The organism is Nostoc sp. KVJ3 (assembly GCF_026127265.1).
Taxonomy (GTDB): domain Bacteria; phylum Cyanobacteriota; class Cyanobacteriia; order Cyanobacteriales; family Nostocaceae; genus Nostoc.
The window spans coordinates 232,412-259,409 of sequence record NZ_WWFG01000003.1; the positions used below are offsets into that span (position 1 = coordinate 232,412).

Genomic DNA, 26,998 nt, shown 5'->3' on the forward strand with positions numbered 1-26,998 from the left:
AATAACAATACTTGCGAAGGGGTTTAATTTTGAATACGGTTGAGTTTTTAACTTATCTTCGCAGCTTAGATATTCAAGTTTTTATTGATGGTGAAAAGTTTCGCGCTAACGCCCCTGATGGAATTATTACACCAGAATTGCGTGCAGAAATTCAAGAGCGGAAAGCAGAAATTATTGAATTTTTAGAAGCATCTAATCGTACTAATAACCAGAGTTTTAGACCTCTCGCACCTATTTCGCGCTCAGGAAATCTTCCCCTCTCCTTTGCTCAACAACGGCTGTGGTTTCTTGACCAATTAATTCCTAATAATCCTTTCTATAACATTCCACTAGCACTACATTTAACAGGTTCGCTGAAATTAGCCGTGCTAGAGCAAACTTTTAACGAAATCGTGCAACGACATGAAGCTTTACGCACCACTATTGTCGTACAGACAGGGCAACCAATTCAGGTAATTAATCCTACCCTAACAATACCTTTACCAATAATAGATTTACGGGAACTACCACAAGCCGAACGAGAAATACAAGCACGACAACTCACTACCCAAGAAGCTCAACGTCCTTTCAATTTATCAACTGATTCGTTGCTGCAAGTAAAACTGCTGTGGTTGGATGAGACAGAATACATCCTACTGCTGACTATGCACCACATTGTTTCCGATGGTTGGTCTATTGGGGTGCTGATTCAAGAGATAGCAGCACTCTACACAGCCTTTGCTAGCAATCAGCCTTCTCCTCTACCGAAACTTACAATCCAATATGCAGACTTCGCATACTGGCAACGCCAATGGTTGCAAGGAGAAGTATTAGAAAAGCAACTGAGTTATTGGCAGAAGCAATTAGACGGCATTTCTATATTAAATCTGCCAACCGACAGACCAAGACTAGCTGTTCAAACTTATCAGGGTGCAAGACAACCTCTGCAATTATCAAAAAGTTTGAGCAAAGCACTTTTAGCTCTCGGACAACAAGAAGGGACAACTTTATTCATAACCCTGCTGACAGCATTTCAAGTTTTACTTTACCGCTACACACAACAAGAAGATATTGCTATTGGTTCACCTATTGCCAATCGCAATCGTAGTGAAATTGAGGGATTAATTGGTTTTTTTGTCAATAGCTTAGTACTGCGTACCGATCTATCAGGAAACCCAACTTTTCGGGAATTATTGAGTCGAGTTAAAGAGGTAGCTTTAGGAGCATACAGCCATCAAGATTTACCTTTTGAAAAGCTGGTAGAAGAACTGCATCCAGAGCGTAATTTGAATCAAAATCCACTCTTTCAAGTTGTTTTTGCGCTCCAAAATGCGCCGATGACAGCGTTGGAGTTACCTAGTTTAACTTTAAGAGCGCTACCGTTTGAAACGGAAACAACACGCTTTGATTTAGAGTTCCACTTGTGGGAACCAAATACCCAAAATGGCTTATGGGCAGATAGCTCAGAAGGAATTAGTGGTTTTGTAATTTACAGCACTGATTTATTTGATGATGCTACGATCACCAGGATGCTAGGACACTTCCAAATATTACTGGAGGGTATAGTTGCAAATCCAGAAGACCGAATTGCACATTTACCACTTTTAAGCGAATCTGAGCTACATCAATTGTTAGTTGAATGGAACAATACCCAGGCAAATTATCCTCAAGATAAGTGTATTCATCAGTTAATTGAGAGCATAGCAGAGCAGAATTGTGAGGCAACTGCACTAGTCCTTGGCGATGAGCAACTTAGCTATAAAGAGTTAAATATACGCAGTAATCAACTTGCACATTATCTAAAAAAGTTAGGAGTTAAAACCGAAGTCTTAGTAGGACTTTGTGTAGAACGCTCTTTTGATATGGTAATCGGGATGTTGGGCATATTGAAAGCAGGTGGAGCTTATGTACCTTTAGATCCAAGCTATCCATCTGAACGTTTAAACTTTATGCTTGAAGATGCTCAAGTATCAGTTCTATTAACTCATGAGCGATGGCTTGAACGCCTAAAAAACTATAATTCGCAAATAATCTGTTTAGATAAAGATTGGGAGATTATTTCTCAAGAAATTAAAGATAATCCTACTAGTAAAGTTACAGTAAATAACCTCGCTTATGTCATTTATACATCTGGCTCAACTGGAAAACCTAAAGGGGTTAAAATTGAACATAGAGGATTGTTAAATTTAGTATTTTGGCATCAAAAAGCGTTTGCAGTTTCACCCATTGACCGAGCAACGCAGATTTCTGGAGTTGCCTTTGACGCTTGCGGTTGGGAAATTTGGCCTTATCTGAGTACTGGAGCAAGCATTTATTTTGTAGATGATGAAATCAGGCGATCGCCTGACTATCTCCGAGATTGGCTAGTATCAAAAGCGATAACAATTTCTTTCATCCCAACACCTTTAGCCGAGAAAGTTTTATTATTAGATTTTCCTCAGAACGCAGCTTTACGAATATTGCTCACAGGTGGAGACAAACTAAATCAATATCCTTTAGCTTACTCCGATTTTCAAGTATTTAATAATTATGGCCCAACTGAGAACACAGTTGTTACAACTTCGGGATATATTTCTGTTAAGAATAAAGATAATTTAACACCTGTAATTGGTCGTGCGATCGCCAATACAAAACTTTATATATTAGATAACCATTTACAACCAGTACCTATTGGCGTTCCCGGAGAGTTGTACATAAGTGGTGATGGGTTAGCACGAGGTTATTTAAACCATCCTGACTTAACTGCTGAATCCTTCATTTATCATTCTTTTGCTAATAAGTTAAAAGCGCGACTTTATAAAACAGGTGATTTAGTTCGCTATCGAGTAGATGGCAACATTGAATTTTTAGGTCGCCTCAACAATCAGGTAAAAATTCGTGGCTATCGTATTGAGTTGGGAGAAATTGAAGGGGTACTGAGTCAGCATCCAGCAGTGCAGCAAACTGTAGTAATAACTAGTGAGGATGAACAGGAAAAGCGCCTAGTAGCTTATATAGTACCAAAAACTGAATACAGTAACGAACAGGAGAATTTGCAATTAATGCAATTGCAGAATGAGCAGGTTTTGCAATGGCAGATGCTGTATAACGAAACTTATAATCAATCTACTGCTTCAGATCCTACATTCAATTTTGTCGGCTGGAATAGTAGTTACACAAATCAGCCTATTCCAGCACAGCAGATGCGTGAGTGGGTGGATAACCAAGTCGAGCAGATTTTGGCTTTGCAACCCAAACGAGTGTTAGAAATTGGTTGTGGGACAGGTTTGATTCTATTTAGAATTGCACCTCACTGCACTCAATATTGGGGGACAGACTTTTCCTCAGTTTCACTTAACTGCATTCAGCAACAGCTACAAAAACAAGAAATACCGCAGGTAACACTGTATCAGCAAATGGCTACTAACTTCGAGAAAGTAGAAACAGCAGCTTTCGATACAGTAATTCTGAACTCGGTTGTACAATATTTTCCTACTATTGATTATCTGATTAGTGTATTAGAAGGTGCTGTGCAGACAACTGCTCCAGGTGGCTTTATCTTCATAGGGGATGTGCGTAGTTTGCCACTCTTGCAAGCTTTCCATGCGTCAGTCCAACTGTATCAAGCTGAACCTTCCCTTACCTGCTTGGAGTTACAACAACGGATACAAAGACAAATATTTCAAGAAACAGAGTTAGTTATTGATCCAGATTTTTTTACTGCAATCAAACAACGCTTTCCGCAAATTAATCATGTACAAATCCAACTGATGCGGGGTAAATATCACAATGAGTTAACTGAGTTTCGTTACAATGTTATTCTTCATATAAGTGCCGAAATTGTTAGTAATCCTAGAAATGATTCAGTGCTGAACTGGTCTGAAAATAATCTAACAGTCTCAGCAGTGTGCCAGTTATTAATTGAGAATAAACCAGAAATATTAAGCATTGTCAATATACCTAATGCGCGGCTGATGTCAGCAATTAAAACAGCAGAATTGCTATCAGACTTAGAAAGTTTTAAAACTGTAGATCAAATACGTAAAGCTTTGCAAGAACTAGAAAATTTCGGAGTAGATCCAGAAGATTTCTATGCGCTCAACGTACCTTACAGTGTTGATATTACCTGGTCACATTCAAGTACTGAAGGACATTATGATGTAGTTTTTGTACGGCAAGATGAAATAGGTAAAAGAACTATTTTTCCTCATAGCACAACTCTCTCTCGCCCCTGGCAATCTTACGGCAATAATCCCCTACAAACCAAAGCAGCGCGTAAGTTAGTGCCGCAGTTGCAGACTTACATAGCACAAAAACTGCCTGAGTACATGATGCCATCAGGTTTTGTAGTATTGGAGTCTTTACCTCTAACAGCTAATGGTAAAGTCAATCACCGCGCCTTAAGAGCATTCCATAATGGAATCAAGCCCCAATTGCCTGAAAATTACATCGCACCTCGAACTCCTGTTGAACAAGTGCTGGTGAAAATTTTTGTTGAGGTTTTGGGACTTAAGAGCGTAGGAATTTATGATAATTTCTTTAAATTAGGGGGTCATTCATTACTGGCAACTGTGCTTGTCTCTAGAGTGCGCGATACCTTACACGTGGAGTTACCTTTGCGTAGCGTATTTGAGGCATCGACAATTGCAGAATTATCTCAGGTGGTGGAAAGCTTTAAAGAAAACAATGCTCAAAGTCAAGCCCCAGTTTTAGTACCACTATCGCGTGAAAGTCGGCGGATTAAGTTATCTTCCTTAAACGAACAGAGCAAGGGCTGAAAAATTTGGTTGTGATTTAATCGTTAGAGCTTCCTTTAATTCCAGCAAGTCTTGCCAAAACTGCCCAAGATTCCTTTGCTTTAAACAAAAGAAGCACAATGGCAAGATACAACCAAAACAATACATAACTAGACCCAATACGCAATCAGCCCTTAAACAGAGATAGGCGATCGCTACAAATACTCTCACGCTAGAGGTGATTCATCAAGTGTCTTCCTAAGATGAAATAGCATCGTTAATAAATGTTAAATGTCATGACCCAGGCTTAACTACACCAAGTAAATCCATAGATGCAGCAGTTTATTCAAACTTACTTAGATTGTCATAATAACTGCTTGAACATCATTACGTATTGCTTTCAGGGCAACCAACTAGCCTAACGTTACACATAAACTCTTTGGCATGAGAGCCTTGGTTAATAAGGCAAAGCAAGAAACTAGTGAAACGGCGGCCGGACTGCGCTCGAGATTTGATCGATAAGCCCCTAATGAGACAATTGTTATGAATCAACGCATTAAGGTTGAAAAAACTGTCACGATCAACAAGCCAGCAGAAGAACTTTACCGCTTTTGGCATAACTTTGAGAACTTGCCCAGTTTTACAAAGCATATCAAAGACGTGAAAGTATATAACGACAAGCAATCGCACTGGATAACTAGCGCACCGTTAGGCAAAAGTGTTGAATGGGATGCAAATATTGTTGAAGATCGTGAAAACCAATTGATTAGTTGGACTTCAGTTGAAGGCGCAGATATTGCAAACTCTGGTTCTGTCCACTTCACGCCAGCACTGAACGATCGCGGTACTGAGGTGAAAGTCGTCACTGAATACAATCCACCTGGTGGATTGATCGGAGATGCGATCGCCAAACTCTTTGGTGAATCACCCGAACAGCAGCTAGGAGATGATTTACACCGCTTCAAAATGCTGATGGAAACGGGCGAGATTGCGACAACAGAAGGTCAACCAAAGGGGAAAGGTTAACAATTCAAAATGACGCTCGTAGACTCGCTAACGCTGCGCTAACAAAATTCAAAATTAAAGACATTTCAGACGGGGATTTAAACCCCGACTGAAATGGGTGCTACATGTAGATTGCAGGTTTTTAAACTCTTGAATTTACGATAAATATTCAATCCAACTCCGTAAATAGATTTCACATTTGACGAACAACTTCACTTTAGGAAACTCAAGCAATGAAAGCAGTTTGTTGGCAAGGTACTAATAAGGTTGAGGTTGAAACCGTACCCGATCCTAAAATCATTAATCCGCGTGATGCGATTGTGAAAATCACGTCAACGGCGATCTGTGGTTCTGATTTACATTTGTATAACGGTTACAACCCGGCGATGAAACCAGGCGACATCTTGGGACATGAATTCATGGGAGAGATCGTTGAACTAGGGAGTGCTTTTAAAAATGGAAATATCCATAACAAAGGCAAAGACCTTGCCATCGGCGATCGCGTCGTTGTCCCCTTTACGATTTCCTGCGGCTCGTGTTTCTTCTGCAATCGGGATTTGTGGTCGCTGTGCGATAACTCCAACCCGAATGCTTGGATGGCAGAAAAAATGATGGGTCATTCCCCATCAGGTCTTTTCGGTTACTCCCATTTGACGGGAGGTTACGCAGGAGGTCAAGCGGAATATGCCCGTGTTCCCTTTGCCGATGTCGGGTTATTCAAGATTCCCGATGGACTGGCAGATGAACAAGTCCTGTTTTTCACTGATATTTTCCCTACTGGTTATATGGCAGCCGAAAATTGTGACATTGAACCAGGAGATACGGTGGCAATTTGGGGTTGTGGCCCAGTTGGGCAGTTTGCCATTAGAAGTGCCTTCATGCTGGGTGCTGGACGTGTGATTGCCATTGATCGCGTTCCCGAAAGGCTCCAGATGGCAAAAGATGGGGGAGCAGAAATTTTGAACTACGAAGAAATCGAGGTGGGTGAAGCCCTCAAAGAAATGACTGGGGGAATGGGGCCCGATTCCGTCATGGATGCGGTAGGAATGGAAGCTCACGGTATGGGTTTGGAAGGCTTCTATGACAAAGCGATGCAAGCGGTGCGACTGGAAACCGATCGCCCCAATGTATTGCGTCAAGCGATCGTTGCCTGTCGTAAAGGCGGCACGGTTTCGGTTCCCGGTGTTTACACAGGCTTTGTAGACAAGATACCAATGGGTGCTTTTATGAACAAAGGCTTAACCATGAAAACAGGACAGACGCACGTACATCGATATTTAGAAAGGCTACTCGATCGCGTTCAAAACGGCGATATTGATCCCTCGTTTGTAATTACCCACCGTTTGCCGCTAGAGCAAGCTCCCCACGGCTACGAAATCTTCAAAGACAAGAAAGACAATTGCATCAAGATTGTCCTCAAACCAGGTCAGGCTGCATAAAATCGGCAGCAAGGCTCTGAGGCTACCTTTGAGTTTTGATGCGATCCCTCAACATCGTTTCTGGATGCGGCAAGAAAAAGATCAAGTTCCAGCATAAAAGGCTTCCAAAGAATAAAGTACTCATCCTACTAGTGGTCTGTCCCATTAATTTTGCTTTCTCTGCGAGATCCCCGACAACTTCCGCGAAGTCGGGGATCTGAACACCACGAACCTCTGAAAGAGAATTTTACTTTCTACAGTTGTCCTACGCTAAAAAATAATTTATGCATACAATAATCTCCCTTTTGTGGAGTATATAATCAGACAAAAGATAGAGATGCTAACCGATTTAATTTAATTACTATTAACAAGATATAAAGAAATATTACAGAAAGGAGTCGGCTATTAGCATCCAATTATTAAAGAATGTCGTCATCCCCAAATGGCATGGTTCTAACATTGCTCTGGATCTAAAACATGCCACAGAAATTGCGGATTATTGTTTAAACAATGCCACTGCAATAGATTGCAATACTGCTTTTCCTAAGCAAGAGTTTGAGCTAATTGCTAAGGCTGGGTTATTGACTGCACCATTGGCGAAAGAATTAGGCGGATGGGGTGCAGGAATTGATGCTAATGTTACCTACGAGCTTTTAATGCTATTAAAGCAGATAGGGCATGGCAATCTGGCAGTTGCGCGAATTTATGAAGGACATATCAATGCCCTACAACTGATTCAGACTTTTGGTTCTATAGAACAAATCACAAGCTGCGCCTATGATGCCCGCGATCACCAGAAAATATTTGGCGTTTGGAATGCTGAAGCCTCTGATGGTGTGAAGATAATTCCTTGTGAAAATGGGCGTTATCGCCTGGAAGGTTCTAAAACATTTTGTACTGGTACTGGCTATGTTGAACGTCCTTTCGTGAATGGAGTGTTGCCAGAAGGCGGTTGGCAAATGTGCATTGTGCCAATGGACGAAGTGACAACAGTTAGCGATCCCGCTTGGTGGCAACCTTCTGGGATGCGAGCTACTGCTAGTTACAAAGTGGATTTTAGCGGTGTCGAGTTGGAGCAGAGTTATTTAATCGGCCAGCCAGGAGATTACTATCGACAGCCTTGGTTATCTGTTGGGGTGATTCGGTTTGCTGCTGTACAACTAGGTGGGGCAGAAGCACTGTTTAACCTGACTCGTCAGTATCTGCAAAAGTTGGAATATACAAACGATCCATATCAACAGGAACGGCTTGGCAGAATGGCGATCGCCATTGAAAGTGGTAATCTCTGGCTGCGGGGAGCTGCGGATCAAGTAGCAGCCTATGCGCCAGTGTTTGGTGGCGATCCCACTGTTCTCCACCCGCAAGCAAACCAACTCGTCGCCTATGCAAACATGGTCAGGACAGCAATTGAACAAATTTGCATTGATGTGATGCATTTGTGTCAACGTTCTGTTGGAACTCGCGGCTTACTACCACCAAACCCGATGGAACGAATTATCCGAGATTTGACTCTATATCTGCGTCAACCTGCCTTTGATGCGGCTTTGGCAAATGTCGGGCAATATGTCTTGCATGAAAGTAATCCGGCTTCAATGCTTTGGAATGATGAATGAATTTGGCTTGATTGCATTACCACTAGACAATCCTAATGTTTTGCCCTGGCGTTCAGTTGACGAGATCGCTTGTAGTTCGGCGCTAATCGTTGCACCCCATCCAGATGATGAGACATTAGGTTGTGGGGGTGCGATCGCTCTGTTACGGTCTTTAAATTGTCACCTGCAAGTGTTAGTCATCAGTGATGGTACTCTTTCACACCCTCATTCCCAGAAATATCCCGCAGATAAACTCCGAACTCTGCGGGAAGCAGAAACGCTATCAGCATTAAAATTGCTGGGTGTAGAGGTTAATGATGTCACCTTCTGTAGAATACAGGATGGATCAATACCAACACAGTATCAAACTGCAATAGCTAGTTGTGGTGCTTACATCACAGAAATCGCCCCACAAATTATCTTTTTACCCTGGCGATATGACCCTCATGCAGACCACCGAGCGACGTGGAAGTTAATTCACACAGTGCTAGATGACTTGCGCTTATCCCCCCGATTGATTGAGTATCCGATTTGGGATTGGGACTCAGACCAACGAGAGAGTCTACCAGGAGATATTGATGTGACAACCTGGCGGTTGAATATTAGCGCAGTGGTGGAGTTAAAACAGCAAGCGATCGCTGCTTATCGTTCCCAAACTACAGACTTAATTGATGACGATCCAGAAGGCTTTCGCCTAACTCCCGAAATGTTAGCAAACTTTACTCATCCTTGGGAAGTTTATATAGAGGAAAACCGATGAACCCGTTACAATCTAATTCCCTACCACCCAGTTACTTTGATAAACTCTACAGCGAAAATCCTGACCCGTGGAAATTTGAGACAAGTGTTTACGAAGCTAACAAATATGCTGCCACAATCGCAGCTTTACCCAAAGAGCGCTATCGGTCTGCCTTTGAAATCGGTGGTTCCATTGGCGTTTTAACTGAAAAACTGCAAGAACGTTGTGACTCACTGCTCTCAGTTGATGTCTCAAAACTGGCGCAGGATAGAGCAAAAGAGCGCTGTCAGCATCTCTCCAATATCAAGTTCCAGATTATGCGTGTCCCAGAGCAATATCCTGATGAAATCTTTGATTTGACCCTAGTCTCAGAAGTTGGCTATTACTGGAGTTGGGAAGACCTGAAAAAATCCCAACAGTGCATTCTGGAACACCTGGAACCTGGAGGACATCTACTTTTAGTTCATTGGACACTCTATGCCCGTGATTATCCATTGAGTGGGGATGAAGTTCATGACTCGTTTTTGGAGTTGACCCCAAATAAACTGCGGCATTTAAAAGGTCAACGGGATGAAGAATATCGACTTGATTTATTCGAGCGAGTGTAAACTACCCGACGCTGACGCTATCGCGTACAGCGTGGGCTTTCAGTAGCCCTCCAGTTGTCTGGCAAGATAACCAGGAACGAATGGCACTAAGAAAAACCCAAATGCTTGTGTTTGTGTAGCCTCGTTCCCAGCCTGGAGGCTGGGAATGTATTTAAAAGAGGCTCTGCCTCTTGTCAAGGTACTGAAGGCGGAGCCTCCCAGAATGGGTTCACAGCCTCTAGGCTGGGAAGCAGTAAGGGCAAGGGCTGTATCTTTTCTTAGTGCCACTCCAAATCATCCGGGGTGGAATTTCTTTGGAGTTTGCTGCAACTGAGCCGTAAACTCTCAAGACGCAAGCGCAAGTCTCCAATTGCTTGTCCAATTTCCACAAATTTCCAGCGCGAAGCCCAAATTTGTTCTGACTGCTGGCGTTCTTCGACTTGTTCAAACAACTGACCAAAGGTATAAGGTTGGGTCAATTTTTGCAGAAGCCATTGGACTGAAACTCCCAGCATCTCTGCCAAGGATAGGACGCTCTTACGATCTAGTTGATAGCCATTAAGAACGCACCACCACATCACTCGTAATTGGCTGCGGGCAACAAAACGAGTTTCGATCGCCCCTGCTGGCTCGACTACAAATGATTGCTGTTGCCGTCCCATTTCTATCCATTCATTCAGCTGATTTGCTAAACCAACATTGGTACGTCCAATTTGTCTGGCCGAAGTTACTACTCGTACTAGAGAACTGTGGCGAAAACGGGCATTTACCCGCACCAAAGCACGGTAAAAAGCTACATCTTCAGGAGTCCGCACTGGCGGTAAGCCTCCTGCCAGTGCATACATTTCTGCTGTTACTGCTAAACTTGCTCCATAGTGTTGATAATGTCCGGGAAATCTGTCATAGGGGTCGGGATCGAGATAAGTTTCTAACTCGGTAATTAAATAGCGGTAGCCGACTTCACGCAGATAGCAAGCTCTGGCGTAAGGGTGTAGATCCGCACGGCCAGAGCGCTCAACAAGAATTCGCCCACCGACAGCATCAGCACCACAGTTAATTTCATACAAATTGGCAGCAATCCAAGTTGGGCTTACCTGCGAGTCTCCATCAGTTGAAGCAATTACCCCCCTTGTGCGTCCTAAGCTACACAAACGGCGGTAGGCTTCATCCATTAAAATCTGACGCACTCGACCAATATAGGCTTGTGCCGGAGGCAGAGTTTTTTCCACTACATGCAGTGCTATATCTGGATGTTGTCCCGCGAAACTCCGGGCTATAGCTGCTGAATCATCGGTACAATTATTTGCCAACAAAATTATTTCGTAGCGTCTGGGATCTAAAAGCTGTCCTTGTAGATCAACTTGATTTATCAAGGCAGTAAGGGTCGCTGCCAACGTCTGAGCTTCATTGCGAACTGGAACAATTACACAAACTTCACAATGTGGTGACGGTGGTATTTGGACTAAAGTTTGAGAAAAGTCTTTACCCTGCTGTACAGATGGAAAGTCAGCAACGGAGAGCAAGCGTTTACTTTCCATAAAAACCATTTTTCCATCTCCAGGAGCAGCTACACAATATTTCATCCACGATCAGAAAATATTAATATTTGTAACTCTATTTTGGATATTCTCTCATTTGTTTTGGCTCTACCTACAGTATGATTAGTGTTGATTAAAACTCTCCAAACATCAGCTATCAAAAACTCAAGTCTGTCTACTCTCATTAAAAGCTTTACTAATCAAGGGATATTCTTTATATCTTTTTGCTAACGTCAAATTTCAGACTAGAAAATCATACTTAAATCATCTATCTTAGTTAATTTTTTTACTAATAATCAGTCTTAAGAATGAGATCAATAATATGACATATTATTAAGATTTATATTTTAATAGTAACTAATCAGACCAAAGCAGATTTATGCAAAAACTTAAACGTAAGATTAGTAACCTGCTTTTTGGTCGTTATAAACATTCCTTGAGTAATTCTAAAACCACATCTGTTCGTAGTTTGGATCGGCTCAACCTTTCTTTAGGCGATGTGCGAGATGTTTTTGAACCTTACTTGGCAATTTTCTTAGCATCAGACCGTCATTGGAATCCAGCCCAAGTAGGTATTGCTCTATCGACCACTAGCATTGCTGGAATTCTGGCACAAACACCAACGGGGGCGCTAGTTGATGCCTCACGTCATAAACGGTTAATGATTGCAACAGCTAGAGTAGCTGTTGCAATTAGCTATATGGTGATTGTCAACTTTTCGGCTTTGCCTGCTGTGGTGGCAGCTCAGGCTGTCATCGGTATATCAGCAGTAATCGTTGGCCCAACAGTTTCAGCTATCTCGCTGGGAGTGGTAGGAAAAGACCGTTTAAACAAGCGGATAGGGCGCAACGAAGTATTTAACCATACAGGCAACGTGTGTGCAGCAATTGTTGCTGGTTTGTTAGGACAATTTGCTGGACGAATTTGGATTTTTTACTTTTTAGTAGTTTTGTGTGTTGTTACCATTTTTTCAGTCTTTCAGATTCGCAATCAAGATATTGACAATACAAAGGCTCGCGGTGATGAGCCAGAAAATGACAATAAAGAACGTGCTACGGTTAAGGATTTGTTGGGTAATCGCACGTTGATCATCTTTGCTTTGTCTGTAGTTATGTTCTATCTGGCGAATGGGGCGCTACTCAATACTTCTCGGTTAAGGTTAAAATTGTTGTAAAGTGACAATTGTTGTCCTGAAATAGCGATCGCAAAGACTAGTGCAGCTAAAAGATTTCTCTTTCATCGCTCCAACAGTTGAAGCAGAGTTGATATTGAGAGCAATAGAAACGGTGATTTCGCCGGAGAAAATTGTACAAAGTTTGGCGCAGACAGGCAGTGTTGAAGAACGTAAGCGAAAATTGCCATCGCAACTGACAGTTTGTTTAGTAATAGCGATGAGTTTGTGGGCATCGGATTCAATGGGAACCGTCTTGAAGAATTTAGTTCAGGGATTAAATAGGCAATGGACAAGATTGGGACAGTATTGGAAAGCACCAAGTAGTTCTTCAATCAGCGAAGCGAGGCAGAGATTAGGATGTCGGGTAATGAGCCAGCTATTTGAAAAAATAGTCCGGCCATTAGGGACACCACAAACGCCAGGGGCATTTTTAGGAGGACTGCGAGTCATGGCAGTAGACGGTACGGTTTTGGATGTGCCAGATAGTACTGCCAATGCCAGAGTATTTGGATATCCAGGGAGTAGAAAGGGAACTAGGGCTGCTTTCCCGAAGGTACGTTTGGTATTGTTAGTGGAGGCGGGAACTCATCTGATTGTTGATGCCTTAATGTGTCCCTATCGTATCGGTGAGAGAGTGCGAGCTTTAAAACTACTACGAAGCTGTGGTCAAGGGATGCTACTAATGTGGGACAGAGGGTTACATTCTTATCGGATGGTTCATGCTACTAAAAATCGTGGATGCCAATATCTTGGACGAGTTCCGAAGAATGTTAAATTTCCAGTAGAAAAAGTTTTAGAAGATGGCTCATATCTGTCGTGGATTGCTCCAGATCGCAAATCCAAAAACAAAGGTGGGACACAGATTCAGGTTCGGGTCATAGAATACACTATCGACTCTGATGATGGACAAAAAACTTATCGCTTAATTACCAGTTTGATGGATATTGCTGTGTTTCCAGCTTTATTATTAGCTAACGAATATCATCAACGTTGGGAAATCGAAAATACTATTGATGAGTTGAAAACTCATCTCAATGGGCGCAAAACTCCAATTCGCTCTCTTAAACCCCGTGAAGTTGTTCAAGAAATCTACGGCTGGCTTTTAGGACATTATGCAGTTCGCACTTTGATGTTTCAAGCAGCAACTCACGCTGGAATATCTCCATTGCGCTTAGGTTTTACTGGTACTCTCAAAGTTATTCGACGGGCTATTTCTGATTTTCAGGATGCCAGTAACGAGCAACTCCCCTTTTTTTCTCCAAGCTAATTATTGAAATTTTGGAGCAAAAAATTCCTCCAAGACAAAGCATATCTAACCCCAGAGTAGTTAAAAAACCTCGCTCAAAGTTCCCATCTAGAAAACCAATCCACAGAGCAATGGGAACTAAATTTCAACCACTCACCTTTTCTATTCTCAATACCGCTTAATTCTTAACCGAGAAGTATTGGAACAGAAGTTGCTCTTTGGTAAAGAAGCCTACCAGATAATCAACGACAGTATCAAGGTGGAGTGCGACAAAAAAGGTATCAATCCTCATCCCGATTTATGTAAAGCGGCAAAAGTCCCCGGTGTACCAACTTGGGTTATCAATGGACATCAGTATAGCGGCGTACAAAACCTTAAGGATCTTGCGAAAGCTTCTGGTTACAAGGGTGACAAAAATTTCAAGTATGTTTATACACCTTGATTTTTTAGTGTAAGTCCCAAGACACTACATTACGAAATACATCTGCGACATCGAATAGCTCGCACTAGAAGTGGGGGAAAGGGATGGAATTTTCCCTTACACTTTAACCTTTAATTCGATATTTACTTCCCTCATACTTAAGTTCAACATCAAAACCATGATATTCCCTGGAAAAGGCTTTTCTTTCATGAGAGTTTAAATATAATTATTCACTCCCTCCCTGCAAAATAGTCGAAACCCTTATCTTTCTGTTGAGAGGTCGGGAAAGTATAAAACTTTACTCTTCCCCTGTAAAAAGAATCAATTTTTAGATTGCTAAGAAATGAAAAATACATCAGCAAAGCAAATATTCCTCCCCAGCTTGGCTTCAGAATCATTCTTCCTGTGGTTTTTTAACAAATACTTGCAAGCATCACACAAAGAATGATTTATTCATGCTGAATTATGACCAATTGCAAAAAAGTCATTTGGTTTGACGACAGACAAGTGTATTATATTTTGATAAGTTCCCGATTGATGTTCCTGATTAATCACCGCTAATTTTTTTAAAAAGATTCTGCCTAGAGGAATATTTTTGGTGGCTTTTCGGCATAGTTTCTAAACCAATAAAAGTGTAGGTTGAAGCACATCCCCTGACAATCTGACGAGTTCTCCCTAGAGATATTCAACGACCTTCGATTGTGCCGCTAACACCTGATTTTGTTGGTTTAGACTTGCATTGAGCATAACGCGATCGCTACGACAATGCAAAGTGAGAACGCTTTATTCCTCGTCTTGTAGGTTTTTTTAGTATCTATTGACTCAACAAAAAGAACATGGTAAAAAATAGGATTTACTTCTTTGTGCAGTTCAATGCTTTTAAAAATTTTCTCTATCTTAGGGAATAAAAAAATTATCAATAATTTATGACTTTAGTCATAATTCAAACAAAATGAATCCGAATATTGAAGACTCGTGATATTGATTAATAATCTCTGGCTTTATTGTGTTTTAATTGGGACTATATGATGTATGATGTTGTGATTTTTGGTGACTGAACTCATTAGGTTAGCTACTGCTAGCTAAGTTTTTGTAGGGATTCTTAATTGGAAAATATTAACTGTTGATTATGACAAATCATTTCTCTCCTTACGAACCCCCCTATACTCTAGACGAAAAGTTGAGTAGGCTTGGTACGCTCCTATATGCTACTGCTACCGTAGCCTCACATTTGGTACTGCAAACTCGAACAAAATTTGCTGCTTCTGTGGAAATAACAGATCGCTGCAATGCTGGATGCCACTATTGTTATGTTTATCCTTCTGAATGGAGCCAAAAGGAACGGATACAAGGATATATGCAATTATCACTCTTAGAGCATCGGCAGAAAGAAAAGCAAGTTTTTGAGACACTAGAACATCTTAAGAAACAAGGGATTGTTCACGTTACCCTTGTTGGTGGAGAAACAGCATTAGCTCCAAAAGCAATACAGCGAGCGGCTGAATTATTTCCTGTGGTTTGGGTTGTTACAAATGGTGTCGCTAAACTTCCCAATCTTCCTCATTCAGCAGTGGTATTTGTGAGTATCGATGGACTTCCAGATTATCATAATCGTTCAAGAGATCCTTTAGGTTTTTTTGGTAAGAACCGTTATGAAAATTTAACGGGCATGGCTGCGGCAATTATCCGAAATATTAATGAATCAGAGCGAGGAGCTTATGTACACATAACACTAACACGGCAATCAATGCAATACTTTCCTGATACTATTAACTGGCTTGTTAAAGACGTTAAAAAGCTTCGTGGTATTGTCGTTTCTGGTGCTGCCACAAAGGACATAGCTGATCCCATTACCTTCCAGATTGAAGACAGACAAACACTTAAGCAAATGATTGCGGATTGCGCACAAAAATATGGATGGAAATTATTTCCTTTTAATCAGCCTAAAGTCAACGACTTTTTATTTGACGAGAAATATATCATTCACAACCCATCTTCTTGTTCCGTAGCAAAACGAGTTGAAAGTTTAAACTTTGAAGGGAATAATGTCGGTAAATGTGTTTTACGGGATGAGATAGATTGTCAAACTTGTGTGTGTAATATTACTGGATTAGCACGAGGCATTGATACTTTTGATATCCCGACTATTTTAGGAGTTCTTCAGGCTTCATTTGGTTAAGTTATTGATTACTTTTTTTACTAGCTTTCTGTCATGTCTAGAAAACTAAATTTTTACTCCCCTTGGGGGATTTGTGGAATTTCTCTAAGCTGTCTATTTCCGAGTAGCTCTGCATTAGCTCAAATTATTCCAGATAATACATTCGGCTCGGAAAGTTCTGTTGTTACACAAACTACTGGTAGCGTTCATACAATTTCCGGGGGAGCAACACGGGGAGCAAATTTGTTCCATAGCTTTCAAAACTTTTCTATCTTAACTGGACATACGGCTTACTTCAATAACAGTTTAAACATTCAAAATATAATTGCTCGCGTTACAGGTGGAGCAGTTTCTAATATTGACGGCTTAATTAAAGCCAACGGTACAGCTAACTTATTTCTGATTAATCCTAACGGCTTTATTTTTGGTTCTAACGCTAAAATTAATATTGGTAGCTCATTTTTGACAACTACAGCTAATACCATTAAGTTTGGTGATGGCACTTTTTTCAGTGCTGCTCCAGAAGTTCAACCTTTACTGACAATAAGTGTACCTATTGGACTGGTGTTTGTCAGTAATCCAGGTGCAATACAAATACAAGGCTCAGGACATAGCCTAGTCAATCCAATATTTTCACCAATTACAGGACTTAATAATAACTCAACTGGACTACAGGTACAACCTGGAAAGACCCTAGCACTAGTAGGGGGCGATATCGCCTTAGATGGTGGCATTCTCACAGCACAAAGTGGACAGATTGAATTGGGTAGTGTTGGTGATGGGTTAGTCAGCCTTACCCTCAGTCCCTATGGCTTCCGCTTGGGCTATCAAGGAGTGCAGGATTTTAAGGATATTCAGCTATCTCACCAAGCTTTAGTAAATGCTAGCGGCGCTCCTGGTGGCTCTATCGAAATCCAAGGGCAGAGAATTAGTGTCAGTGATGGCTCGGCAATTTTGATTCAAAATCAAGGTGAGCAAGTATCAGGAGGAATTAATGTAAATGCCTCTGACTCACTAGAAGTAAACGGCACCTCACTGGATGGAAGAATTGCTAGCACCTTGTTAACTGAAACTTTAAACAATGGAAATGGAGGAGATATAACTATTTCAGCAAAAAGAGTTCTTGTTCAAGACGGAGGACAAATACTTCCTAGAACCTTCGGTTTAGGAACAGGTGGCAATTTCACTGTGAATGCCTCTGACTCTGTACAAGTAATTGGGTTTTCACCTGCATATCCCAATCTTTTCAGCAACATCAGTGCCGCAACTTTTGGTTCGGGAAAAGCGGGAAATCTTACCTTATCCACGAGTAGTTTTACTGGTACAAATGGAATTCAGGTAGGGTCTGCGACTTTTGGCAGTGGCTCTGGAGGAGATGTAACGGTAAACGCTGCTGATATTACCCTGAGCGGAGTTATACCTAATGTGTTCACTCCAAGTACAATCAATGCTGCAACTTTCAAAAATGGTAATGCTGGCCAAGTAATAATCAATTCATCGAGGTTACGGCTTGAGAATGGAGGAGCGGTAGCTTCTTCCACTACTGCCTCTGGTAATGCTGGGAGTGTTACTGTCAATGTCTCTGATTCCGTAGTAATTGATGGTATAGGACGAGGTTCAGTAACCCCTAGTCTAGTAGATTCATCAGCAATTGTTCTAGCTCAACCCTTGCAACAACAACTCAGAATTCCCTCGACACCAAGTGGAAATTCGGGGAATGTAACAATTAACACTCAAAATTTAAGCATTAGCAATGGGGGTCTAGTCAATGTTCAAAATAACGGCTCTGGCAACGCTGGCATACTTCAAATTAATGCTAATAGAATCAACCTCACAAATAATGGAGGGATCACTGCAACCAGTGCTATCGGTCAGGGAGGTGACATTAACATCAACTCAAAAGTTGTCCAATTACAAAATGGTGACATCTCTGCAACTGCTGGGACACAACGTACTAATGGGAATGGTGGTAACATTCAGATTAATACAGATATCTTAGTGGCTTCCGAAAACAGTCGGCTCACAGCTAATGCTTATAAGGGACGTGGTGGTAACATTCAGATTAATACTCAAGGATTTTTTGCTTCTCAAAAGAGTGAATTTACAGCCAGTTCCGCATTAGGAATTAATGGCAATGTTCAATTTAATATTTTAAACAATAATGTTATACCTACTAAAGCAGTACCAGAAACAATTCAATTACCTCCTGAGATTACTTCCGCTTGCCAAGGACATTCTAGTATAGCATCCAGCAAATTTGTGATTATTGGAACTGGTAGCGCACCACGGACTCTTGAAACCCAAGCATCTAATAATCGTGGATGGTACGCTAATTCCGTTAAAGTTCCGACTGATAACAATTTACAAAAAGTCAGCTTGCAAAACTTGGAAACTCAACCAATTATAGAAGCACAATCATTGTTAATAGAACCATCAGGGGAAATCAAATTAGTAGCGTTTCCCAATCAAGTAGCTGCTATTACTTCAGCATCGCGTAGTAGTTCTTGTTTTGCTACAGGTCATAAACCAACTTCTATTTCAACGTTATTCCCCTAAACTAGAGTGGTGAAAATTACCAGACGCAAATACTTATTTTGTGGCATTGCAGGTTTCCTCATAGTGCTCGGCAAACAATCCCGCCTAATGGCTGAAAGTGGCAACAAAGTTACCCAAGAACAGCAGGCACAATCTTTAACAGTAAAGGGACATGAGTTATTAAATCGAGGACAATATTTAGAAGCGCTTGAGACTTGGAAAGAAGCCACAAAAATTTATCATCAACTCCGCTTAGATGAAGGAATTACTGGAAATTTAATTAATCAGAATCTTGCCCTACAAGGATTAGGCTTATACCTCAATGCCTGCGACATCCTCTTATCAGCGTTGAAAATAGATAAATCGGGTTATTCTCCTAAAAATCCCCGGGGAAAAACACTAATCGCAGTAATTAATCAAATAAAACCTACTCCCATAAATTTATTGGGATTACAAAATCTCGGAGATGTTTTACGCTTAATAGGTAACTTAGATGAATCAGAAATAGTGTTGAAAAAAACATTATCGCTGACTCAAGGGATAACACCTAATCAAGATATTAGTTCGATTTTACTATCACTGGGAAATACTAGAGAGGCAATGTATGAGCGTTTACGCGCACAAGAAAAGTGGATAGAAGAACTAATTTACAAAAAGGAAACTGGTACTAGGATACATAAAAACGCACTTTTATCACTGGAGTATTACCAAGCAGTTAATAACCTAGTAACTGCTCCATCACAAGTGAAATTGGAGACGAAACTATCCAGTTTGAGGTTATTATTAGATTTTGATAAATGGTTGAAAACAAAGTCGGAAGCAAATCAGAGATTCTCTACTACTAAAACTCATATTCATCAACAAATTCAACCCCTAATCGACTCAATCAACATAAACTCTTTCTCATTTGATGAATTACCTGTTAGTCAATCTGCTTATGCCAAGCTCAACTTTGCTGACAGCCTAAATCAAACTTCAAATCAACAATTACACTCTGTAGCTATAGAGTATGCAGAATCGGCATTGAAAACTGCCCAAAGTATTAATAACCAACTTTTACAATCATTTTGTTGGGGGACTCTAGGCAAATTAAATCCAGAAAAATCACAAGCATACTTTAAGCAAGCTCTATTATTTGCTCAATCGATTCAGGCATGGGATATCGCCTATGAATGGCAGCAGCAGTTGGGTGATTTATATAGAAAACAGGGAAAATATGAACCTGCTTCCAAGTTGTATGAAGCAGCTATTAATAGCCTAACGCAAGTTCGTGCTAACCTTTTATCCAGCAATCCTGATACACAATTCTTTTTTTATGAAAAAGTAGAGCCTGTTTATCGGAATTACCTAAGATTACTACTAACACAACCTGATGATAATCTAGAAAAGGTCATTCAAATAAACGAAGATTTTCAAATAACACAGCTAGAGAATTATCTTCAGTGTGGCAAACTTAACCTTGTCGCTTTGAATGAAATTAAAAACTTAGATCCCAGCCCAACGATTATTCATATAATCGATTTATCTGAACGCATAGAAGTCATTTCTCAATCTCCTAAACAACCTCTTCATCACCATTCTGTTGATTCTCAGCTAATTAGAGAGCATATTAATAATCTTGTAGATACTTTACAAGACAAAAATCTGGCTTATGTTGGCGAAGATGTGATTCTTGACCATTCTCAAGCACTTTATAACTTGTTGATTGCACCCATCAAATATTTGAATTCATCAAAAATATTAGTGTTTACTTTGGATGCATTTTTCCAAAGTTTACCGATGGGCTTGCTTCATGATGGGAAAAATTACCTGCTCGAACGCTACGGGATTACAGCTACTCTCGGTTCAAGAGTGCAACAACCTAAACTTTTAACTCCCAAGCAGTTAAGAGCTTTCATTGCTGGACTCAGCAAGATCAGCCCTAGTTTTTACGCTCCGAATGCTCCTAAAGGACTCAAAGCATTGCCGGGAGTGGAAGTAGAAATAGCAAATGTAAAAAACGCAATTACTTATTCAAAAGTATTGTTGAACGAAGAGTTTCTTAGTCCAATCCTAGACAAAGAATTGAGTACAAATGATTTCTCAATAGTTCACCTAACTACTCACGCTCAATTTAGTTCTGTTCCTGATCTGACAATGATTTTTGCTTGGGATAAACCAATTATTATTTCCGAATTTAATGATTTAATCCAAGAAAAAATTCAGTCTGGTAAAGAAGGAATTGAGTTATTAGTTTTGAGTGCTTGCCAAACAGCCAAAGGTAATAAAAGATCAGCATTAGGAATGGCTGGAGTGGCAGTACAAGCCGGAGCGAGAAGTACTATCGCTACTCTCTGGCAAGTAGATGCTGATTCTAGCGCTTTACTTATGAAAGTATTTTATCAAGGATTGAAAGATGGTTTGATTAAAGTCGAGGCACTACGTCTTGCACAATTACAACTGATATCAAACCCTCAATACCAACACCCTTCCCATTGGGCTGCATTCTTACTTCTTGGCGGCTGGTTATAATTTCATGACTCAGTTAACGATTTTTCAACCATTTCACCAATTTCAACCCTGATTGGACTTTTTCTAATTCAGATGTTTTACCACTGCTTTTTGCTAATTGAGCTGCTATCGTGTAACTCTGCTCTGCTTCATCTGCTAACAAGGCTCCTAAATAGCGATCGCCTAGTAGTCTGTAGATAGTTGGATTTTTACTACCTGCCATGACTCGTGCTTTTAATGTCTTAATTGATTCATCTAAAAGAAGCTTTGACATATATATAGCATCCAGATCGCGGAAAGCCGCTTCATCAGGTGGCAACCCCAGGTCAAAGATTTGCTTGACTTCATCTTTAATCCACTGAACATCATCAACAGGTAAAAGATGGACTACTAAGGGACTAGAATTCAGAGCTTGATCACCGTGGTTACTAATTACAGTGATTGTATACGTATTGCCATACTGTAATTCTTTTTGCTGTTTCGGATATGGGATGCTTATAGTGTTTTTTACATCTTCCTCCCACTCAACACCATTGCCTTTTACTACTACTGTATAGCTATCAGCGCCTGCCACTGAGCGCCAAGAGATTTCTGGTCTATTATTTATAATTGAACTGCCGTAAGGACTAGTTACAATCGGCAGATTTTTTTCCTCATCTGGCCCCTTATAGTCATGTGGACAAGGAACTATATTTAACACTGAACACTGTACAGCTTCGTTAGGTGGTGGCGCACATATTTGTGCATTAAAAATAGTACTTTGCTTCAAATACAGAATTTTTCGATTTAAGAAACAGAGAACTTTGACCGCGCTTCCGTTTTGAGGATTGATCCGCTCTCCCAAACACAAATATCTTCCTGTTTTTAGGAAGCGATCGCCCGTGCTATAAACTCGACCACTTGGTTCTTTACACAAATTATAAAGCAATATTCGTTGCTGTCCCCATACACTGCTAGCCAACAAAAGTATTAGTGTTGGTATTGATACCAGGGTTGTAAGTCGGACTGCAAAGACTTTTTTAATTGGGCTAGGTACGGTAAGCATTACAACTTCTTAAAAAGCTAGTTACTTTTTTGTAGTTTAATCTAAGTAGAGAACAAATAAAGCATAAAATTTAGTTGATAGCGTCAAAGCCTGTTATGGGTTTGTCCTGAACTGTCGAGAATTAGGCTTAAGCCTAATTCTTTGTAATACATCCCCCCGCCAGCGAAAGACTTCTGGCACTTTCGACTCAAGTATCAAGCAGGCTTCCCAATTAAGCCAGGAATTATCGTTATCACCCAAAGCTTCTTGAACTTGTGCCAGCAAACAGTAAGTGTCTGCTCTTTGAGGATCTAATTCTCCGGCTTTTTCTAAATATTCCTTTGCTTGACCCAACTTGTTCTGCTCAAAAAGCGCCCAACCTAAGTTTTTATACAATGCAGCTTGTAATTTTGGTTCTTTAGTTTTTTGTAACCCTTGTAGTGCTAGAGCAATCGCCGCATTATAGTCACCTTTTAGATTTTTCAATCTTGATAGATTATTAATAACTGGAATTGCTTGACTATTAATTTTATGGCCAACTGATACTGCTGCTCTGCTAAATCTTTTTTTCCTTGGTCATCATAAAAGGTTCCTAATCCATAATGACCTGACCAAGTATCAGGTTTTAATTTCAAAGCCTTCTCATAATTAGTAGTTACACAGTCAAATTCATTTAATAACTGGCAAACAAAAGCTAAATTGTTGTAAGTGTCTACATCTTGATTATTATATTTTATCGATAATTCATAATATTTTTTTGCAGATCGCAGGTTTTGAGTACTACGAGATGCTTTATCAAAATAAAATTTATAAATAGAATTTTTCACTTGAGAATTAATTTTTATAGCTGAGTCAAAATACTCTTGTGCGCTCTGAGAATCATTTACTGCCTCAGCCCTCTCTCCTTGAGCCACTAAATAGTTAGCTGCTAGAGGTATAGATAGAAAGATTCCCCCAACAAATAGTAAACCCATTAATGTAGATTTGCTAATTCTAAATATTTTAGAATTAGTAAATCTATAATTTTTAATTTGCTGAGGCAGTTTTTCTAACCTCTGCAAAATTACTTCAGTAGTCTGCGGACGCTGCCCCGGAAGGAGAGCCATCAATTCATCAAGAAAATCAGCAAGGGGTTTGTCAATATGCGGTGCTTTATCTCTCCAAATTAGCCTTCCTGTTTTTTGATCTGTTGGTAGATTACTTAGAAGAGTTGCAGTAACTAGATTTACAAAAGTCCGACCCAATGCGTAAAAATCTGATTGCGGTACTGCTTGACCATTAATTTGCTCCAAAGAAGTATAATAAGGCGTAACAACAGATGTAACTTCATATCGTCCTCCCCTACCTTTATCAGTTCCCCCACTCCCACTAACTTTAGCTAAGTAAGTATTAGTCAATCGCCGCGCAGTACCAAAATCAATTAATGCTAGTTGACCGTTTAGCTGAAGAACTATATTAGAAGGCTTGATGTCTCGATGGAAAAAATCAGAACGGTGTACTGTATCAAGAACTTCAACTAACTGTTTAAGCCATTCTAATGCTAGAGATTGTGAAATTCTCCCATGAGATTCTATCCATTGCTCCAAGTTTTCTCCCTCAAATTTATCCATAACTAAGCAATGTAATGTTAGGCGACTATTCTTAGGGACAAATGTGAAAAAGTCGTCCACAGTGCTTTCGGGAATATTAGGATGCTGAATTAGTTGCAAAGCCAGGGATTCATGCTCGATCAACTTAACTAAATTAGGAGTATCCCATTTCAGAACTTTCATAACTCGCCGCTTCCGACCAGGATTCCATTGAGTACCAGCGTCGTCTACTTCAAAAACTTCAAAATAATTAAACGGGTTATCAGCAAGCTCTCTCAATGGTTCAACTAGGCAGATACGGTCGTTGATAAGCAGCGAAGTACCACACGACAGGCAGTTTTCAATGTCATTAGGATTTTGACGTTTATCGCAAAAAGGATTGATACAATAGCATGACATATTTGGAAAACTTATATAAAGCAGATGAGAATTGACTCTTGTGTGTTAACTAACTCACTAAATATTTCACTGCTAAGTGGCTCACTAACTGGCTTACAGGCATAAATTTAGGCTAATTCAGGTCTTAGTAACAATATTAGAAATTTGTATGCTACTCCTGCTAAAATAAGCAATTACAAACGGAAAAGCCTAGTATGATTATGTGTGTTATTACACACTATTAAAATAACTCTAGCTATGGAATTTGACTTAAAAATATCTATTTCTCTATTGGCACAAGCATAGTCATGGATTTTAATGCTGGACAAAGGCTGAATTTACCACTAAATCCTTCCCTGTCTTCGGCTACCATAACAGGACGGAACTTTCCTGAACAGAATTGTTCCAAAACAGTAACTTTTGAAGAAGCCTTGGTTGTAGTAGACGACCTAGTATTTACTAAGACAGGTAGACGCTTATCTGAAGCTGAAATTACTGTCCTAAAGGGAACATGGAATGATTGTGATTACGAGGAGATAGCGGAAAACTCACCTTATAGTCTTAATTACTTACAACGGCGTTTAGCTCCTCAACTATGGGATGTACTGTCCGCTACCATTGGAAATGGTGAACGGGTTTACAAAAAGAATCTGCGGAATTTTTTAGAACTAGTAACACCAAAAAAGTATCATACTCAAACAGCACCAAGTGCAAAGCAAGTACCCCCTCCCCCTAGTAATGACTCTCTACAATTTATTGGAGGTCAACCACCTGATATATCTAGCTTTTACGGACGAGTGCAGGAACTGGCTGATTTAGAAGAATTAGTAACCAAGCAGCGTTGTATTTCACTAATAGGAGTGCCAGGAGTTGGTAAGAGTGCATTAGCTGCAAAGTTAATAGCAATACTTAGCGTAAAATCTCAACCTAGATTTGATTACTTTTTATGGAAATCGGTGTCTCATGCACCATTAGTTCAGGACTTAGTTGCTGAACTGATAGAACAAATACAAACTGTAGAACCCTCATTAAACTTAAACTTACCTGAGTATACCCAAGGAAGGATTGCAGTGTTGATTAAGCAATTGCAATCCCGTCGCTTTCTATTGGTATTGGATGAATTTGACGCATTATTCCAGAAAAATAACTTTGAACAACGATTAGAGTATGAAACATTTTTTCGTCGCTTACTGGAAGACCAGCACGAAAGCTGTTTGCTTCTAACTGGCCGAGTTTTCCCTAATGAATTCGATAGTCTAATAAGGGCTAAACGTTCTATTCAGTATATCAAAATTAAGGGCTTAGATGCAGACGCTGCAATGCAGCTTTTAGCTGCCCAAGGATTAACTAATCCACAAAAATGCCATGATTTGATTAGAACATATAGCGGTAATCCATTGGAACTAGAAACAGTAGGAGAACGAATTAACTACTTTTTCGGTGGTAATACTGAAATATTTTTTGAAAACCAAACTACATTTGTTAGTAGTGAGATCGAAGCAATGCTCGATAAAATGTTCACTCAAGTGTTAAGTAAAATCCAAAGGCAGATTATGATTTATTTAGCAAATGAAATAGCTTCAAATTCCCAACCCATTAGTTTTGTTAAGCTATTAACTAATATGAATCAAAGAGATAAAGCATCTTTGTCAACTTCCAAGTTAGTCAAAGCATTAGAAAAACTTGAACGTTTGTCATTACTAGAAAGTATTAAACATCCAATTACAAAAGAAATTACTTTTACTCTTCAACCAGTAATTAAAAAATATATTTTGACAGATCCACAGGGGTTCGTACATACATCTGATGCTTTGCCAACATTAGCAATCGCATCTTAACAGAGGTATCTATGATTGCAGGAAAACTAGAAGTAGCAATTAAAATCAAGGAACTGCCACAACCCAAGACCATAGAGAACGGTTGGCAGCAGTTTGATCTTGACTGTGATAGTCGCATCATAACAATCACAGTCAAACCAAAGATTTACAAGAAGCTGACCAATGCTGCTAGTAATTCCCACAGTGGGTTGCAGCGATGTCTAACGACAAGCCGCGAAGCGTCTACGCTGGCAAACTCGGTCAGCAAGCAGACAACTGGTTCGTGCTGGAGGAACCCAATATCCAAGTTTTCGAGCGCAAGCCTAAACCAGAGGCAACAGCCACTCTGGTGCTGCTTGAGCCAGGGTAATCACACCCAACACAGAGGTGCTACAACCCTCGATTACCCTTAAAGCAATCCTTAACAAATGTGGAGGTCACAAGTAAAAATCAAAACGATGCTAGATACCAGAAGTTCTGTAAGATCAAAACTAACAACAAATGGAGGGAAATATACAACAGCACCAAAAATTTAAAGGACAAATGCCACTAAGGAGTAGGCGTTTTGTCCCACACTTAAAAACAAAATAACC

Annotated in this window: 19 protein-coding genes; 14 read left to right on the top strand and 5 right to left on the bottom strand. The window is 40.2% G+C overall.

Going from position 1 to position 26,998, the window contains the following annotated elements; all coding sequences use genetic code 11:
• Positions 1 to 29: 29 nt before the first annotated feature.
• From GTQ43_RS32375 to GTQ43_RS32400, 6 genes are all read left to right on the top strand, one after another.
• The gene (locus GTQ43_RS32375) at positions 30 to 4,736 is read left to right on the top strand and encodes a non-ribosomal peptide synthetase (protein ID WP_265276831.1); all 4,707 of its coding nucleotides are present in this window, start codon (positions 30 to 32) and stop codon (positions 4,734 to 4,736) included.
• A 501-nt stretch (positions 4,737 to 5,237) separates the two neighbouring features.
• Entirely contained in the window at positions 5,238 to 5,720 is a 483-nt protein-coding gene (locus tag GTQ43_RS32380) for an SRPBCC family protein (protein WP_265276832.1), read from the top strand.
• A gap of 212 nt (positions 5,721 to 5,932) precedes the next feature.
• Entirely contained in the window at positions 5,933 to 7,138 is a 1,206-nt protein-coding gene (locus tag GTQ43_RS32385) for a zinc-dependent alcohol dehydrogenase (RefSeq protein ID WP_265276833.1), read from the top strand.
• Positions 7,139 to 7,605: 467 nt separating this feature from the next.
• Complete coding sequence (locus tag GTQ43_RS32390; protein WP_265277028.1) at positions 7,606 to 8,730, top strand: acyl-CoA dehydrogenase family protein; 1,125 nt, start codon at positions 7,606 to 7,608, stop codon at positions 8,728 to 8,730.
• On the top strand, positions 8,720 to 9,469 hold the full coding sequence (locus GTQ43_RS32395) for a PIG-L deacetylase family protein (protein WP_265276834.1): 750 nt from the start codon (positions 8,720 to 8,722) through the stop codon (positions 9,467 to 9,469). Before GTQ43_RS32390 ends, GTQ43_RS32395 begins: the two co-directional genes overlap by 11 nt.
• The gene (locus tag GTQ43_RS32400; protein ID WP_265276835.1) at positions 9,466 to 10,056 is read left to right on the top strand and encodes a class I SAM-dependent DNA methyltransferase; all 591 of its coding nucleotides are present in this window, start codon (positions 9,466 to 9,468) and stop codon (positions 10,054 to 10,056) included. Before GTQ43_RS32395 ends, GTQ43_RS32400 begins: the two co-directional genes overlap by 4 nt.
• A 39-nt stretch (positions 10,057 to 10,095) precedes the next feature.
• On the opposite strand, the gene GTQ43_RS32405 is transcribed toward GTQ43_RS32400, so the two are convergent.
• Both GTQ43_RS32405 and GTQ43_RS32410 read right to left on the bottom strand, forming a co-directional pair.
• Positions 10,096 to 10,323 carry a hypothetical protein gene (locus GTQ43_RS32405; RefSeq protein ID WP_265276836.1) on the bottom strand — a complete coding sequence of 76 codons (228 nt, stop codon included), beginning with the start codon at positions 10,321 to 10,323 and terminating at the stop codon, positions 10,096 to 10,098.
• Positions 10,314 to 11,582 (bottom strand): glycosyltransferase family A protein, encoded by a 1,269-nt coding sequence (locus GTQ43_RS32410; RefSeq protein ID WP_265276837.1) that lies wholly within the window; start codon positions 11,580 to 11,582, stop codon positions 10,314 to 10,316. The genes GTQ43_RS32405 and GTQ43_RS32410 overlap by 10 nt, the downstream gene beginning before the upstream one ends.
• 370 nt (positions 11,583 to 11,952) lie before the next feature.
• Here GTQ43_RS32410 and GTQ43_RS32415 point away from each other — a divergent pair, with 370 nt between their 5' ends.
• The 6 genes from GTQ43_RS32415 (at position 11,953) to GTQ43_RS32440 (ending at position 21,618) form a co-directional block, all read left to right on the top strand.
• On the top strand, positions 11,953 to 12,747 hold the full coding sequence (locus GTQ43_RS32415; protein ID WP_265276838.1) for an MFS transporter: 795 nt from the start codon (positions 11,953 to 11,955) through the stop codon (positions 12,745 to 12,747).
• 40 nt (positions 12,748 to 12,787) lie between these two features.
• Complete coding sequence (locus GTQ43_RS32420) at positions 12,788 to 14,014, top strand: IS4 family transposase (RefSeq protein WP_414859164.1); 1,227 nt, start codon at positions 12,788 to 12,790, stop codon at positions 14,012 to 14,014.
• 178 nt (positions 14,015 to 14,192) lie between these two features.
• Positions 14,193 to 14,435, top strand: a complete 243-nt coding sequence (locus GTQ43_RS32425; RefSeq protein WP_321162533.1) for a hypothetical protein — start codon at positions 14,193 to 14,195, stop codon at positions 14,433 to 14,435.
• 1,108 nt (positions 14,436 to 15,543) lie between these two features.
• Entirely contained in the window at positions 15,544 to 16,593 is a 1,050-nt protein-coding gene (locus GTQ43_RS32430; protein ID WP_265276839.1) for a radical SAM protein, read from the top strand.
• Between the two features lie 33 nt (positions 16,594 to 16,626).
• Positions 16,627 to 19,128, top strand: coding sequence for an S-layer family protein (locus GTQ43_RS32435; RefSeq protein WP_265276840.1), 2,502 nt, complete (start codon positions 16,627 to 16,629; stop codon positions 19,126 to 19,128).
• 63 nt (positions 19,129 to 19,191) lie between these two features.
• Complete coding sequence (locus tag GTQ43_RS32440; protein WP_265276841.1) at positions 19,192 to 21,618, top strand: CHAT domain-containing protein; 2,427 nt, start codon at positions 19,192 to 19,194, stop codon at positions 21,616 to 21,618.
• A gap of 13 nt (positions 21,619 to 21,631) precedes the next feature.
• On the opposite strand, the gene GTQ43_RS32445 is transcribed toward GTQ43_RS32440, so the two are convergent.
• The 3 genes from GTQ43_RS32445 to GTQ43_RS32455 all read right to left on the bottom strand — a co-directional run bounded on the left by GTQ43_RS32445 (position 21,632) and on the right by GTQ43_RS32455 (position 24,609).
• Complete coding sequence (locus GTQ43_RS32445) at positions 21,632 to 22,642, bottom strand: hypothetical protein (RefSeq protein ID WP_265276842.1); 1,011 nt, start codon at positions 22,640 to 22,642, stop codon at positions 21,632 to 21,634.
• A 93-nt stretch (positions 22,643 to 22,735) separates the two neighbouring features.
• Positions 22,736 to 23,107: a tetratricopeptide repeat protein gene (locus GTQ43_RS32450; protein WP_265276843.1), complete on the bottom strand. Its 372-nt coding sequence runs from the start codon at positions 23,105 to 23,107 to the stop codon at positions 22,736 to 22,738.
• Positions 23,104 to 24,609, bottom strand: coding sequence for a protein kinase domain-containing protein (locus GTQ43_RS32455; protein WP_265276845.1), 1,506 nt, complete (start codon positions 24,607 to 24,609; stop codon positions 23,104 to 23,106). The genes GTQ43_RS32450 and GTQ43_RS32455 overlap by 4 nt, the downstream gene beginning before the upstream one ends.
• A gap of 287 nt (positions 24,610 to 24,896) precedes the next feature.
• On the opposite strand from GTQ43_RS32455, the gene GTQ43_RS32460 reads away from it, so the two are divergent.
• Together GTQ43_RS32460 and GTQ43_RS32465 are read left to right on the top strand one after the other, a co-directional pair.
• A complete protein-coding gene (locus tag GTQ43_RS32460; RefSeq protein ID WP_265276846.1) occupies positions 24,897 to 26,426 on the top strand; it encodes an NACHT domain-containing protein in 1,530 nt (509 codons plus the stop codon).
• Between the two features lie 196 nt (positions 26,427 to 26,622).
• On the top strand, positions 26,623 to 26,775 hold the full coding sequence (locus tag GTQ43_RS32465; RefSeq protein WP_265276847.1) for a hypothetical protein: 153 nt from the start codon (positions 26,623 to 26,625) through the stop codon (positions 26,773 to 26,775).
• The last annotated feature ends 223 nt before the right edge of the window (positions 26,776 to 26,998 follow it).